The organism is Ruminococcoides intestinihominis (assembly GCF_040096285.1).
Taxonomy (GTDB): domain Bacteria; phylum Bacillota; class Clostridia; order Oscillospirales; family Acutalibacteraceae; genus Ruminococcoides; species Ruminococcoides intestinihominis.
Map to the genome: position 1 here is coordinate 13,638 of NZ_JBBMEY010000026.1, position 14,203 is coordinate 27,840.

At 36.2% G+C, this 14,203-nt stretch carries 13 protein-coding genes; 7 read left to right on the top strand and 6 right to left on the bottom strand.

Going from position 1 to position 14,203, the window contains the following annotated elements:
- Positions 1–16: 16 nt before the first annotated feature.
- The 4 genes from glmS (at position 17) to secA (ending at position 8,296) form a co-directional block, all read left to right on the top strand.
- The gene (gene glmS / locus WMO18_RS07375) at positions 17–1,846 is read left to right on the top strand and encodes a glutamine--fructose-6-phosphate transaminase (isomerizing) (protein ID WP_211147788.1); all 1,830 of its coding nucleotides are present in this window, start codon (positions 17–19) and stop codon (positions 1,844–1,846) included.
- A gap of 105 nt (positions 1,847–1,951) precedes the next feature.
- Positions 1,952–3,727 carry an FtsW/RodA/SpoVE family cell cycle protein gene (locus tag WMO18_RS07380; RefSeq protein ID WP_211147787.1) on the top strand — a complete coding sequence of 592 codons (1,776 nt, stop codon included), beginning with the start codon at positions 1,952–1,954 and terminating at the stop codon, positions 3,725–3,727.
- Positions 3,728–3,766: 39 nt separating this feature from the next.
- A complete protein-coding gene (locus WMO18_RS07385) occupies positions 3,767–5,194 on the top strand; it encodes a penicillin-binding transpeptidase domain-containing protein (protein WP_211147786.1) in 1,428 nt (475 codons plus the stop codon).
- A 225-nt stretch (positions 5,195–5,419) separates the two neighbouring features.
- Entirely contained in the window at positions 5,420–8,296 is a 2,877-nt protein-coding gene (gene secA, locus WMO18_RS07390; protein WP_211147785.1) for a preprotein translocase subunit SecA, read from the top strand.
- Positions 8,297–8,388: 92 nt separating this feature from the next.
- Here the strand turns inward: secA and WMO18_RS07395 are convergent, their stop codons facing one another.
- The 5 genes from WMO18_RS07395 to WMO18_RS07415 all read right to left on the bottom strand — a co-directional run bounded on the left by WMO18_RS07395 (position 8,389) and on the right by WMO18_RS07415 (position 11,930).
- Positions 8,389–8,982, bottom strand: coding sequence for a DUF2812 domain-containing protein (locus WMO18_RS07395; RefSeq protein ID WP_211147784.1), 594 nt, complete (start codon positions 8,980–8,982; stop codon positions 8,389–8,391).
- Positions 8,972–9,298: a PadR family transcriptional regulator gene (locus tag WMO18_RS07400; protein WP_211147783.1), complete on the bottom strand. Its 327-nt coding sequence runs from the start codon at positions 9,296–9,298 to the stop codon at positions 8,972–8,974. The genes WMO18_RS07395 and WMO18_RS07400 overlap by 11 nt, the downstream gene beginning before the upstream one ends.
- 173 nt (positions 9,299–9,471) lie before the next feature.
- Positions 9,472–9,750, bottom strand: a complete 279-nt coding sequence (locus WMO18_RS07405; protein WP_211147782.1) for a hypothetical protein — start codon at positions 9,748–9,750, stop codon at positions 9,472–9,474.
- Positions 9,737–10,609 carry a 16S rRNA (adenine(1518)-N(6)/adenine(1519)-N(6))-dimethyltransferase RsmA gene (rsmA, locus tag WMO18_RS07410; RefSeq protein WP_211147781.1) on the bottom strand — a complete coding sequence of 291 codons (873 nt, stop codon included), beginning with the start codon at positions 10,607–10,609 and terminating at the stop codon, positions 9,737–9,739. Before rsmA ends, WMO18_RS07405 begins: the two co-directional genes overlap by 14 nt.
- A 1-nt stretch (position 10,610) precedes the next feature.
- Complete coding sequence (locus tag WMO18_RS07415) at positions 10,611–11,930, bottom strand: RsmB/NOP family class I SAM-dependent RNA methyltransferase (RefSeq protein ID WP_211147780.1); 1,320 nt, start codon at positions 11,928–11,930, stop codon at positions 10,611–10,613.
- Positions 11,931–11,983: 53 nt separating this feature from the next.
- Here WMO18_RS07415 and WMO18_RS07420 point away from each other — a divergent pair, with 53 nt between their 5' ends.
- Positions 11,984–12,148 (top strand): hypothetical protein, encoded by a 165-nt coding sequence (locus tag WMO18_RS07420; protein ID WP_022504740.1) that lies wholly within the window; start codon positions 11,984–11,986, stop codon positions 12,146–12,148.
- Between the two features lie 110 nt (positions 12,149–12,258).
- On the opposite strand, the gene WMO18_RS07425 is transcribed toward WMO18_RS07420, so the two are convergent.
- Positions 12,259–12,798: an N-acetylmuramoyl-L-alanine amidase family protein gene (locus tag WMO18_RS07425; protein WP_211147779.1), complete on the bottom strand. Its 540-nt coding sequence runs from the start codon at positions 12,796–12,798 to the stop codon at positions 12,259–12,261.
- Between the two features lie 144 nt (positions 12,799–12,942).
- Between WMO18_RS07425 and WMO18_RS07430 the strand changes: the two genes are divergently transcribed.
- A complete protein-coding gene (locus WMO18_RS07430; RefSeq protein ID WP_022504742.1) occupies positions 12,943–13,344 on the top strand; it encodes a Fur family transcriptional regulator in 402 nt (133 codons plus the stop codon).
- 30 nt (positions 13,345–13,374) lie between these two features.
- On the top strand, positions 13,375–13,917 hold the full coding sequence (locus WMO18_RS07435) for an NADH peroxidase (RefSeq protein ID WP_022504743.1): 543 nt from the start codon (positions 13,375–13,377) through the stop codon (positions 13,915–13,917).
- The last annotated feature ends 286 nt before the right edge of the window (positions 13,918–14,203 follow it).

Sequence of the window (14,203 nt, forward strand, 5' to 3'; positions counted from 1 at the left end):
ATTGGAGAAAAAATATATGTGTGGTATTGTAGGTTATGTAGGACCTAGAGATTGTAGTGATGTGCTTGTCTCAGCTTTAACAAGACTTGAGTACAGAGGCTACGATTCTGCCGGTATTGCTGTTTTTGAAAATGGCAAGATTGAAGTTGCTAAGACTAAAGGCAGATTAAAAGATTTATCAGAAAAAATGGAAAGAGAGGGTAAGCCACTTGGTCATGCCGGTATTGGTCATACTCGTTGGGCTACTCATGGTCAGCCATCTGACATTAACAGTCATCCTCATTCCGGTAAGAGAGTAACTATCGTACATAACGGTATTATTGAAAATTACATTGAACTAAAGGACTATCTGTTAAAGAAAGGCAGAACTTTCCTTTCTGAAACAGATACAGAAGTTGTAGCACAGCTTCTTGACTATAAGTACAATGGTGATCCTATTGATACAATTCACAATGTTATCCGTATGTTAAAGGGTAGCTTTGCTTTTGGTATTGTATTTGCAGATTATCCTGATGTTGTATATGCAGTCAGAAGAGAAAGTCCTCTGATTGTTGGTATAGGTGAAGAAAAGAAGGAATGTTTCATTGCTTCTGATGTACCTGCAATTCTAAACTATACTAAGAAGTATTACCTAATGGACCATGATGAAATTGTAAAACTTTCTCATGACGGTGTAGAGTTCTTTGACAGTCATATGCTACCTGTTACTAAGGAACTTCAAGAGGCTGATTGGGATATGGATGCTGCCGAAAAGGGTGGCTACCCACACTTTATGATTAAGGAGATCCATGAACAGCCTGACTCAATTAAGAGAACTATTATTCCTAGAATTGTAAACGGTATGCCTGATTTATCTGAATGTGGCATTACTGTTGAAAAGCTAAGAGAATTTAAGAATATCCACATTGTAGCTTGTGGTACTGCTATGCATGCCGGTATGGTTGGTAAGTATGTTATTGAACAACTTGCAAGAGTTCCGGTTAATGTTGACATTGCTTCGGAATTTAGATACAGAAACCCACTTGTGGGTGAAGGTGACCTTGTAATTATTATTTCTCAAAGTGGTGAAACTGCCGACAGTAAAGCAGCAATGGCACTTGCTAAGGAATATGGCGCAAAGACACTTGCTATTGTAAATGCAAAGGGTAGCTCAATTGCAAGAGAGGCTGATATGCTTATCTATACTCACGCAGGTCCTGAAATTGCCGTTGCATCTACAAAGGCTTATATGGTACAGATTGCAGTTATGTATCTGTTTGCTTTTCAATTTGCTTTTGCTAAGGGTAAGATTACTGAAGAAGAATGTAAGTCACTTGTTTCTTCTTTGCTAGAAGTTCCTGATAAAGTTAAGGAAACACTAGACAAGATTATGGATGATTGTCAGTATGTTGGTAGTACTTTAATCAATGCTGATAGCCTACTATATATAGGTAGAGGTCTTGACTATGCACTTTCTATGGAAGGTTCATTAAAGCTAAAGGAAATTTCTTATATTCATAGCGAAAGCTATGCAGCAGGTGAACTAAAGCATGGTACAATTTCTCTAATTACTAAGGATATGCCTGTTATTGCAGTTGCAACTCAGAACCAACTTCTTGAAAAAACAATTTCTAATGTTAAGGAAGTTAAGGCAAGAGGTGCATATGTTATACTTATTTGTGATGAAGATAACACATTTGGTGAGGATGTAGCTGACCAGATTATCCAAGTACCTAAGTTTAGAGAAGAGCTTATGCCTATGCTTGCTATTGTTCCACTTCAGCTTATTGCTTACTATACTGCTTTATCAAGAGGTAACGATATTGATAAACCAAGAAACCTTGCAAAGTCAGTAACAGTTGAATAAGAATTTTTTAGGTCGGGAATAGGTTAAGTCTAGTCCCGACTTATGTTATTTGTTGACAATTTTTAAGAATGATGTATAATAACCACAAGGAGAGGTGGTGCATTAATGAGCTTTCAATGGCTACTAGATACCGGTGTAGTTGCAGTCAGAGTGGTATTACCACTATATGCACTGGTAATTATTTATTCAATTTTTGCATCAATGCGTCGTCACAGACGACCACAAAAGCCACTGCTTACTTTACATAATGTAGAAACCGGTGAGAAAATTCCGGTTCTGTTTTGGGAAAATTCTATCGGTAGAAGTAGAGGCAGTGATATAAGGGTTAACGACCCAGCCGTTTCCAGAGACCATTGTATCCTTTTGCGTAGACAAGAGGGTTGGATGATTACCGACATTGGTAGTACACAGGGTACTTATGTTAACGGTGAAAAAATAGTCAGTAACGGTAGAGAGAGAAAGTTATCTTTCTTTGCAAGTATTATCGACTCAGTAAAAAGTAATATTCAAAAGGGTATTAAAGCAGTAGATGATACTACTGTTAACCGTACCAAACTTTTGATTGGTGATGAAATTCAAGTTGGCTCAAACCTGTTCAGAGTTGAACGAGGTGACGAGTATATTGAGCCTATTAAACCAAATAGATTTATGGGAAAAATCAGCAATAAGCCTTCTATGAAACAGTATAAGCTGATGATTATGATTACTATTTTCCATTTTCTAATGGCTATAGAGGCTTGTTGGGATTATTACGATAAAGACTTAATGCCATTTGTTTATTGTGGCGTTTTCTCAATTATCGGTTGGGTACTGTTCTTTGTGTCCAGCAATATTCTTAAGAGAACTAACTTTGAGTTAGAGGCTTTGGGACTTTTCTTGACAGGACTTGGACTGATGTTACAAGTTAGGCAAGAAGCAAAAATGTCTATTATGACTATTGTAACTGCTGTTGCAGGTATAATAGGATTTATGATAATTGTTAAGTTGCTTGAAAAACCCGATTGGGTTCAGCGTTTCCGTTTTTGGGGAATGATTTGTGCCGTAGGTCTGCTTGGACTTAACCTTGTATTTGGTACTGTACAGAACGGTGCTGCTAACTGGATTTCTGTTGGTGGTATCTCAATTCAGCCATCAGAAATTGCAAAGATTCTTTATATCTTTGTAGGTGCCGGTACTCTTGACTCAATTATGACAAGAAGAAATAAAATTGAGTTTATTATTTTCTCAGCAATTTGTGTTGGTGAACTTGCCCTAATGGGTGACTTTGGTACTGCGCTTATTTTCTTTGCAACATTCCTATTTGTTGCATTTATGCGTTCCGGTGATATTAAGACAGTGTTACTTGCACTTGCTACAGCTATTGGTGGTGGTGCTTTGATACTAAAGATTAAGCCATATATTGCAAAGAGATTTAATACTTGGGGACATGCCATTGAATATGCTTCAGACGGTGGTTTCCAGCAAGCCCATGTGTTAACTTATTTAGCATCAGGCGGACTTTTTGGTGTGGGCATCGGTAACGGCTTTTTGAAGTATGTATTTGCTTCCGAAAGTGACCTTGTATTTGGTATTGTTTGTGAAGAACTTGGCATAATCGTAGGCTTTGTACTTATTATTGCAATTCTTTGCCTAGCAATTTATACAAGAGATATTGCCACAAGAAGTAGAAGTACATTCTATTCTATCTCTGCTTGTTGTGCTGCCGGTTTATTTATTGTACAGATGTCACTTAATGTTTTTGGTGCAACAGATATTTTGCCACTAACAGGTGTTACATTCCCATTTGTATCAGCCGGTGGTTCTTCAATGATTTCTTGTTGGGGGCTTTTGGCATTTATTAAGGCAGCAGACGAAAGAACTTATTCTCAGAAACGAGGATAAATTTATTTGATTATTTAGTTAAAGGAGGAATTGTATCCGATGAAAAGAACATTACGCAGAAGTGGTATGATATTTATTGTTGTACTGCTTATTATCGGTGGATTAGGATACCTTTCCTATAGAATATTCTTTAATCAAAACACTTGGATTAATATGGCGTATAACCGTCATATTTCTTCCGATGGTGGTTTAACTCAGGCAGGTACTATTACAGACAGAAACGGTGTTGAACTTGCAAAGTCAGTTAACGGTAAGAGACAGTACAATGATGACGAAAATGTCAGAGAAAGTATGCTTCATATTGTTGGTGACGATACAATCAACATTGGTACATCTATTCAGTCAATGTACCGTATGAGCCTTACAGGTTACAGTCCATTATTTGGGCTTGGTCTGCCATCATCACTAAAGGCTAACAGTGATATGCGTCTGACTGTTGATGCAACAGTTAATTCAGCAGTTTATCAGGCTTTTGGTAAAAAGACAGGTTCTTGTGTTGTGTTTAACTACAAAACAGGTGAGATACTATGTGACGTATCAACACCTTCATATGACCCTAACGCACCACCTACAATTACCGAAGATAACCAGGATGACTACAAGGGTATATATATTGATAACTCTGTAAGTAGTACATACACTCCCGGTTCTATCTTCAAGATTGTAACAACTGCCGCTGCACTAAAGTACATTGACGATATTGATACTCGTACCTGGGAATGTGCCGGTGTAGAAAAAATCGGTGGTGATGACGATAGTAGTGAGGTTTACTGTAATGACGGTGAGGCTCACGGTACAGAAACTTTAGCACAGGCTTTCGGTAATTCTTGCAACATTGTTTTTGCTGAGATTGCTACAGAGCTTGGTAAAGAAAAAATGACTGAAGTTGCCAACGAAATGGGTATTAACGGCTCATTCTCTATTGGTGATATTCCTATAAAAGACGGCAGTTATGATGTTAGTAAAGCAAGTAAGAACCAACTTGCATGGTCCGGTGTCGGTCAGTATACCGACCTGGTAAACCCTATGCAGATGGCTATTATTTGTTCAGCTATTGCAAATGACGGTAAACCGGTTTTACCATATTTGCTAGGCAGTGACGAAAGCATTTTAACTTCACTTCATATTACAACCGGTGGTGGCACAGGTAGTAGAATGATGGACAGCTCTATTGCAAAGAAAATTGCAGAAATGATGCGTAACAATGTTCAGAACTATTACGGTGACGGTAGTTTTCCGGATGGTCTTGAAGTTGCAGCTAAGACAGGTACAGGTGAAACTGTAAAGTCTAACGGTTCAAGCAGCGACAAGAACAATGCTTGGACAGTTGGTTATTGTCAGAATAGTGACTATCCACTGGCCTTTGCAGCAGTTGTAAGTGATGTTGAGGGTTATGGCTCTACTAACGCTATTCCTATTCTAAATACTGCACTATCTGCTTGTATGTCTTCTATGGATAAAAAGTAATTCTTTACAAGAAGTCGTTAAAGTTTTTGTATAAAAATGATAGATTTTTCTATATGCGACCTCTTGCAAATAATGATATACAATATTTGATATAAATAATTGTATTATAAATATTATTAAGGGGAAGTATTTGTGTACTTTCCCTTTATTTTTTGTAATAACTATGCTATAATATAACCTATAATCGGAAATTATAGGCAAATTTCTAAATAAAGGATGAGAAAAATGAACATACTTAGAAAAATGTTTGGCTCTTACAGTAAGAAAGAGTTAAAGAGAGTAGAACCAATTACACAGAAGGTACTTGCTCTTGAAGAAAAATATACAAATATGTCTGAAGAAGAACTAAAGAATCAGACAACTGTTCTTAAAGAAAGACTTGCTAACGGTGAAACAACTGATGATATTCTACCGGAAGCATTTGCTACTTGTAGAGAAGCATCATGGCGTGTACTTGGTATGAAGCACTTCCCTGTACAGATTACCGGTGGTATCATTCTACACCAAGGTAGAATTGCTGAAATGAAAACAGGTGAAGGTAAAACTTTAGTTGCCACACTTCCTGCTTACCTAAATGCCCTAACAGGTGAAGGTGTTCATATTGTTACAGTCAACGATTACCTAGCTACTCGAGACAGTGAATGGATGGGTAAGGTTTATAAATACCTAGGCTTAACAGTAGGTCTTATTACTCAGGATATGGACAACGATACAAGAAAAGAAATGTATGGTTGTGACATTACATATGGTACAAACAATCAGCTTGGCTTTGACTATCTTCGTGACAATATGGTTGTTTACAAAGAAGATAAGGTTCAGCGTGGCCATGCATTTGCAATCGTGGATGAAGTTGACTCAATCCTTATTGATGAAGCCAGAACTCCACTTATTATTTCAGGTCAAGGTGACAAGTCAACTGACCTATACACAAGAGCAGATAAGTTTGCTAAGACTCTAAAGAAATATGTATTTACAGAAGTTGATGCTAAGGAAGATAAAGAAGATTTCTATGCTGAAAACAACATTGACTACATTGTTGATGAAAAGGCTAAGACAGCTACACTAACACAAATCGGTGTTAAGAAGGCTGAAGAATTCTTTAACCTAGAAAACCTAACTGACCCTGACAACCTAACAATTCAGCACCATATTAATCAGGCTATCAAGGCTAACGGTGTTATGAAGAACGAAGTTGACTACATCGTAAAAGACGGTGAAATCATTATCGTTGATGAATTTACAGGTCGTCAGATGATTGGTAGAAGATATAACGAAGGTCTACACCAGGCTATTGAAGCTAAGGAAGGTGTAGAAGTTCAGAATGAAAGCAAAACACTTGCTACCATCACATTCCAGAACTACTTCCGTCTATACAAGAAACTTTCCGGTATGACAGGTACTGCTCTAACAGAAGAACAGGAATTCCAGGAAATTTACAAACTTGATGTTGTTGAAGTTCCAACAAACAAACCTCTATTGCGTAAGGATTTACCGGACTTAATCTTCCCAACAGAACAGGGTAAGTTCCATGCAATTATTGAAGATATTATTAAGTGCCACGAAAAAGGACAGCCTGTTCTGGTTGGTACAGTATCAATTGAAAAGTCAGAATTACTATCAAAGATGCTAAAGAAGCGTGGCATTAAGCACAATGTTCTAAATGCTAAGCATCACGAAAAAGAAGCTGAAATCGTTGCTCAGGCAGGTAAACTTGGTGCAGTTACTATTGCTACTAATATGGCAGGTCGTGGTACCGATATTATGCTTGGTGGTAATGCTGAATTTATGGCTAAGACTCAGATGAAGAAGATGAAGTTCTCTGAAGAACTTATTGCTGAGGCTGATGCTTATTCTGAAACAGATGATAAGGATATTCTATTTGCAAGGAATACATTTAAAGAACTTCTTGATGAATATAAGGATGAAATCAGTGAAGAAGCTGAGAAGGTTCGTGAAGCCGGTGGCCTTTACATTATGGGTACAGAAAGACACGAATCTCGCCGTATCGACAATCAGTTAAGAGGTCGTGCAGGTCGTCAGGGTGATCCCGGTACTTCAAGATTCTATCTATCAACAGAAGATGACCTAATGCGTCTATTCGGTGGAGATAGAATGAAGTCAATTATGAGTACACTAAAGGTTTCTGATGATACTCCTATCGAAAACAAGATGCTTACAAATATTATTGAATCTTCACAGGAAAAGGTTGAAGCAAGAAACTTTGGTATTCGTAAGAATGTTCTACAGTATGATGATGTTATGAACAAGCAGAGAGAAATCATTTACGGTCAGAGAGATCAGGTTCTTAATGGCGAAAATGTACATGATGACATTATCAAGATGCTAAAGGATACAATTGAAGAAAATGTTAGCCTATATGTAAATGACCATATTCTTCGTGAATCTTGGAACTTATCTTCACTAAAGGAAACTTACAAGTGGTTAGTTCCTGATAAGGACTTCCTAGTATTTACAGGTGATGAACTTGATAAGTTAGACAAGAAGGATATTATTGAACTTATCACAAACAAGGCTCTTGACTTGTATAAGGAAAATGAAGAAGTACTTGACGCTGAAACAATGGAAGAAATGGAAAGAGTTTATCTTCTAAAGTCAGTTGATACACATTGGATGGATCACATTGACGCTATGGAACAGTTAAAGCAGTCAATTTACCTAGCATCATACGGTCAGAAAGACCCTGTTGTTGAATACAAACTTGTTGGTTTTGATATGTTTGACGAAATGATTGCTGCAATTCGTGAAGATACAGTTAAACTTTGCCTACTTCAGCCAAAGAGGATTGCAAGAGTAAAGGCTCAGCAGGAAGAAATGGCTAGAATTCGTGAAGAAGAAGAAAAGAAAGCAGCAGAGGCTCATCAGGTTCTACTTGATAAGCAGAGCAAAGCTCCAATGCCAAGCCCAATCAGCCTAGCACTAAAGAGAGAACAGGTAGCAGTACCAACTCAGGCCGGTGTTAGCGAAAACGGCGAAAAGCCAAAGAGAAAGCCAATTGTTAAGAAAAATAAGGTTGGCAGAAACGACCCTTGTCCTTGTGGCTCAGGTAAGAAGTACAAGAAGTGCTGTGGCAGAGATGAATAATTGTTAATTCATTTTCTAAATTTAAAAATCAAATAGTTTTATAGCAAAAAAAACACCACTTACCTTTCGGTAGGTGGTGTTTTTGTTAACTATTATTCGTACATAATAGAGTTTGTTTGCAGTTCTTCAAGTCGCTTTTTGTATCTTTTCTTTTGTTTTAAAAGTGAAATAAGTCCCAATATAAAAGTTATAGTAAAAAATATGTAGATACCTGCTATTGTATATAGAACAACTGATTTAGCTAAAATTGCTGTTAATGTAAGGAGAAGTGTTGTTATAAAAAACAGTATTAACATAGCCCAATATAATTTGCAAAAATGAGAGAATTGTTTTTTCATTATTGTGTAAAAGTTAATTTTAGAGTCAGTATCGTTAATAAAGTCAGCATCAACTTCAGATTTTTTACCGGTTAAGTACAGTAAATTTCCAAAACCGTCCATAGTGTGAGGAATAGACTCATAACCATACTGTGCAACAAAGGCAGAGATTTGAGAAACTTTTTCCTTTTCTACTGCATAAAAAATTGTTGTGTATTCATCAGGTTGAGTTTTGATAAAGGTGTATAGACATCCACTTTTTATGTAAACCAGCTTATAGCCTTGCTTGTTCATTTCATTAATATATTTTAACTCTTTTTCTAAGTCAAAATAAAATCTACATTGTGTGATTTTGTCCTTATTTTTCATTTTGTCCCTCCAATATATGTTTACCGTTATTAAAAAGTTCTTCAAGTCTTTTTACCTCGTTGTTAACGGCATCTTTACCTAGTGGAGTAATAATATATTCTTTTTTGCTTAGGTCATTACTTTTCTGTTCAACTATAAATCCTTTTTTTGTCAATGTGTTTAATGCACCGTAAAGTGTACCGGCACCTATTGTTAGTCTACCGTTAGTCATTTTCTGAACATTTTGCATAATTCCATATCCATGAAGTGGTGTGTAAAGTGAAAGCAAAATGTAGTAAACTGCTTCAGTTAGTGGTGGATATTTTGAGTTAGGCATAGTATCAATCCTTTCTATATATTGTTAACTGATATATCGACAACTGATATATCATATTGTGAGTATATCATACGCCGATATAGTTGTCAACATTTTAAATTAAAATTGTGGGAAAATAAAAGGTGATGCACAATGTACACCACCAAAAAATTTTTATTTTTATGTAATTATAGTTAATCTGCTTTCTTAACCTTACCACAGAACAAAAAGAAAATTCCCACAACTGCAACTAGGCAAGATGCCATACCGGAATAAGTTGACATATCATTAGGTTCTAGTGAAAATATTTTTAAGTCGTCAATATTTCCAAGTGCAGTACAAGTGATTGAAAATATCAGTAGCAAAATGCTAAGTGAAAATAGCATTACACCAACTCGGAAAATCCAATTCCACTTTGTTTCTTTTTCTCTTTTTGTGAAAATTTTAAAAAATAGTGTTTTAATTTTTTCCATTGCAATACTCCGTATAGCAGTCTGTCAGTCTGCCAAAATCTTCAAGTGAAAGTTTCTCTGCTCTAATAGACGGTGCAAGATTTGCCTTTTCAATAAGAATGTTTGCATCTTGCTTTGAAATGCCTAAGCCTGATGAAAGGCTGTTTGAAAGTGTCTTTCTACGCTGAGAAAAACCTGCCTTTACTACCTTTCTAAAGTCCTTTTCGTTCTTAACTTCAACATTAGGCTTGTCCGAAATATTTAGCTTAATAACTGCACTGTCAACATTAGGACTAGGCATAAATGAACCTCTTGAAACATTGAACAGAAATTCAGGTGTACTGTAATATGCTACTGCAACTGTTACTGCACCACTTTCTCTTGAACCTACCTTTGCAGTTAGTCTGTCTGCTGCCTCTTTCTGTACCATTACAGTTAGTGACTTTATCGGTAACTTTTCTTCAAGAAATTTCATAATAATTGGGGAAGTAATGTAGTAAGGTAGATTAGCACATACCACCACATCAAGACCGTTGAATTCTTCTTCAATTAGCTTTCTAACATCAATTTCCATAATGTCGCCACTGACTAATTTGAAGTTCTTATGCTCTGCTAAAGTTTCAGCCAATACCTCAGGTAGCCTTTGGTCTAGCTCAACAGAAACAACCTTGTCTGCTCTTAAACAAAGTTCATGAGTAAGTACACCGATACCCGGACCTACTTCCAAAACACCGACTCCACTATCTGCTCCACATTCTTCTGCCATTCTGGGGCATACTGATGGGTTAACAAGGAAGTTCTGTCCCAATCCTTTGCTAAAGGTAAAACCATGCCTACCTAAAATTTCTTTAATTGTACCAATGTTTGATAGTCCATTCATATTATAAATTCCTTAATCCCTTTGGATATTTGTTTTTTAGTGTGCCATTACTTGCTTTGCCAAAACCTGTAACAATGCCGTTTACTGCAACTGCTGTGTAACCTTTAGTTTCTTTAGGTACAGGAATTTCCTCACCATGTAGAAACTTTTTGATTTCTTCACTGTTAATGTCAAGGTCAACATAGCTTTTGCAATCTTCTGTTTTACTTGCCATAAAAGCACTATGGCAAGGCTCAATTCTATTTTTCTTGATTTCACCTAACAAAATACCTGCCCTTAAAACATTTAGCCCTTTAATGTTAGGCATATTATTTGGCAATAAGTAAATTTTATCCTTAATAACTTCTAGGTTATTGCCAAATGGTCTGTTATTAAAAATACTGTCGTAAAATTCAAGATACTTCTTTTCATCTTTAGGTTTAGTGTATTTGTATGGCTCTGTGTAACCGTCATTTGATGATGTCTTTCTAAGTCTGCAACAGAAATGACCCTCACCACCATCATTGATGAAAATTCTCTTTGCATATTTTAGAGTGTTTCTACCGTAAGTTTTGCCACTGTCCTCGATTATAAAGTCAGGATTTTCTTCAATAAACTTTGTGATAACACCTTCATTTTCTCGCTTATTGTATGTGCAAGTTGAATACACAAGTACACCGTTTTCTTTTAAACAGGTTTTTGCACTGTTTAAAATTTCTAATTGTCTGACACTACAAGTAACTGTGTGTTCGTAACTCCATTCTTGCTGAGCCTCATTGTCCTTTCGGAACATTCCTTCCCCTGAACAAGGTGCATCAACTAGAATTTTATCGAAAAAGTTTGGTAACTTTTCTGCAATTACCGTTGGATGGTTTGAAGTTACAATTGCATTTTTAACACCCATTCTCTCTATATTGGAAAGGAGAATATTTGCTCTGCTTTTTATAATCTCATTACAAACTAAAAGTCCTTTGCCGTTTAGTAAAGATGCAATCTGTGTGCTTTTGCCACCCGGTGCTGAACACATATCAAGTACAAAGTCACCTTCTTCTACACCAAGCATAGGTACTGCCGAAGTGGCTGATGGTTCTTGAATATAGAAAGCACCTGCATGATGAAGTGGATTTTTCCCAAGTCCTTTTTCTTCGTTAGGATAGTAGTAACCGTTATCACAAAAAGGTGTTTTCTTTAGTGGAAAGTCCAGAAGTGACAGCAACTTTTCACCGGTACATTTTAGGGTATTTACCCTTAAACCTTTGTATGGTTCTTCATTGTAGCATTTTAAAAATTCATCATAATCATTCGGTATTAAATTTTTTATTTCTTCAAAAAATTTTTCCATATGTATATTTCCTTTATATTTACAGATACTGTTTCTGTAAGGGAGGTGTTCTTATGAACAATAGATACAGACAGAATAACAATCAGAATCAGAACCAGAACAACAACCAGAACCAGAACAATAATCAAAATCAAAATAACAATCAGCAGAATCAGAACCAAAATCAGAACTGCCACAAAAATCAGTCTAACAATCGCAAGAACAATCAGAACATTTAATTTTTAGCAATATGATTTTACATTTTAGCGTGTAGAAAGTTAATTCTACACGCTTATGTGCTGAATTTACATAATTATATTTTACCTTATTTTACGGTGTAAATCAATGTTTATTTAGGTTCAACAAATGGCACATTAAAATATTCTGCAACACTTTGAGCAAGTACCCTAGCAATGTTTCCAATGTTATCCCTAATCCATTGTGCATCTTGACGGTTATCATGATAAGCAACTTCAATCAGCACACTAGGGGCTTTTGTCTGTCTAACTTCTCCTAAAGATGTGGTAGGGATAATTTCTACATTTCTGGGGTAAATTGTTCTGTAGTTTTTTGCAAGAATTTCTGCAAATCGTTTGCCGTTTACCGATGTAGGGTAGTAGTAAATGTCAGCACCTGTATTTTGTCCTTTCACACTTTCAGGAGAGGCATTACTGTGTATTGCAAGGTGTAGGTCATAGCTTCCACTGTTGCTTTGTGCAATAACTTGTCGCACATTATCGGTAGGGCTGTTGCGAACAAAATTAATTCCTGATGCATATAGGTAAGGTTCCATTGCATCAGCAATAAGGTTCATATAGTATTCTTCATTGCCACCATCAACAAATGGATTGAATTCTTGGGTTGAGGGACTTAAAAATAAAGTAGGCATAAAAACACTCCTTTTCTGTTATCTTTAAAGTTTATGAAAAAAAATTAAAAAAATTACTAAAAAGGTCTTTACAAATGAAAAACTTTGTGCTAATATAATATCAAATCAGTAATGATTATCAATTTTACAGACAGGAGGGTGTTTATGAGAAGAAACTTTAGTGCTAAGCGTCAAGCTATTTATGATATGCTTATAAATAGAACTGATCATCCATCAGCTACTCAGATTTATGAGGACTTAAAGGAAGATTATCCTGACCTTAGCCTTGGTACTGTTTATCGCAATATCTCACTTTTTAAGGATGAGAAAATGGCAATTTCTGTTTGCTCCCTAAACGGTGAGGAAAGAATAGACGGTAACACTACACCTCATACACATCTGGTATGCACCTATTGTGGTAAGATTACTGACTTATTCACAAACGATATTGGCACAAGAAACAATGTTGTAGGGGATGGCTTTATAATAGAGAAAAGAGCTATCACTTACTACGGCAGATGCAGAGAATGTGACAATCGTTTAAAAAGTAAAAACATAGAAAATTAAAATTTATATTATCTTAGGAGGAAATTTATTATGGCAAAATGGGTTTGTGCAGTATGCGGTTATGTTCACGAAGGTCCTGAACCACCGGAAAAGTGCCCACAGTGTAACGCACCGGCATCAAAGTTTAATGAACTAAAGGAAGGTGCAGGTTTCGCTTGTGAACATCAGGTAGGCATTATTGATGGTGTTTCAGAAGATATTATTGCAGATTTAAGAGCTAACTTTAACGGTGAATGTTCTGAAGTAGGTATGTACCTAGCAATGGCAAGAGTTGCTGATAGAGAAGGCTATCCTGAAATCTCAGCAGCATTTACAAAGTATGCTTTTGAAGAAGCTGAACATGCAGCAAAGTTTGCTGAAATTCTTGGTGAAGTTGTAACAGACTCTACAAAGAAGAATCTACAGTTAAGAGCAGAAGCTGAAGCAGGTGCTTGTGAAGGTAAGCTAGACCTTGCAGTTAGAGCAAAGAAAGCTAACCTAGACGCAATCCACGATACAGTTCACGAAATGGCTAAGGATGAAGCTAGACATGGTGCAGGTTTCCAAGGTCTGCTAAATAGATATTTCGGCTAATTTCTTAATATCAATATTATAAAATTAAGGCTAGTTACTATAACGGTAACTAGCCTTTTTGTGTGTTGAAAATGTGTATATTTGTTTATGTTTTTATTTGTAGGTTAAGATGATTCAGTTTAACAAATTAGGGTTTTTCAATTTTGTCTGTGGGTAAAGGTTAGTTTTGCAAATTAGGGTTTGTTTTTTTAATTTTGATTGTAGTTAAAGGAAAATTTGCAAAATTATCATAACTGTTATTATAACAATAGTGTGGCTAACAGGTGTAGGGGACATCATTGATGTC

Bases quoted from the DNA above. Each gene is read 5' to 3' on its own strand.
- WMO18_RS07405 (WP_211147782.1), bottom strand. From the start codon at position 9,750: ATGGAAAAAATTAAAACACTATTTTTTAAAATTTTCACAAAAAGAGAA.
- WMO18_RS07435 (WP_022504743.1), top strand. From the start codon at position 13,375: ATGGCAAAATGGGTTTGTGCAGTATGCGGTTATGTTCACGAAGGTCCT.
- WMO18_RS07425 (WP_211147779.1), bottom strand. From the start codon at position 12,798: ATGCCTACTTTATTTTTAAGTCCCTCAACCCAAGAATTCAATCCATTT.
- WMO18_RS07415 (WP_211147780.1), bottom strand. From the start codon at position 11,930: ATGGAAAAATTTTTTGAAGAAATAAAAAATTTAATACCGAATGATTAT.
- WMO18_RS07385 (WP_211147786.1), top strand. From the start codon at position 3,767: ATGAAAAGAACATTACGCAGAAGTGGTATGATATTTATTGTTGTACTG.
- secA (WP_211147785.1), top strand. From the start codon at position 5,420: ATGAACATACTTAGAAAAATGTTTGGCTCTTACAGTAAGAAAGAGTTA.
- rsmA (WP_211147781.1), bottom strand. From the start codon at position 10,609: ATGAATGGACTATCAAACATTGGTACAATTAAAGAAATTTTAGGTAGG.
- WMO18_RS07400 (WP_211147783.1), bottom strand. From the start codon at position 9,298: ATGCCTAACTCAAAATATCCACCACTAACTGAAGCAGTTTACTACATT.
- WMO18_RS07430 (WP_022504742.1), top strand. From the start codon at position 12,943: ATGAGAAGAAACTTTAGTGCTAAGCGTCAAGCTATTTATGATATGCTT.
- glmS (WP_211147788.1), top strand. From the start codon at position 17: ATGTGTGGTATTGTAGGTTATGTAGGACCTAGAGATTGTAGTGATGTG.
- WMO18_RS07380 (WP_211147787.1), top strand. From the start codon at position 1,952: ATGAGCTTTCAATGGCTACTAGATACCGGTGTAGTTGCAGTCAGAGTG.
- WMO18_RS07395 (WP_211147784.1), bottom strand. From the start codon at position 8,982: ATGAAAAATAAGGACAAAATCACACAATGTAGATTTTATTTTGACTTA.
- WMO18_RS07420 (WP_022504740.1), top strand. From the start codon at position 11,984: ATGAACAATAGATACAGACAGAATAACAATCAGAATCAGAACCAGAAC.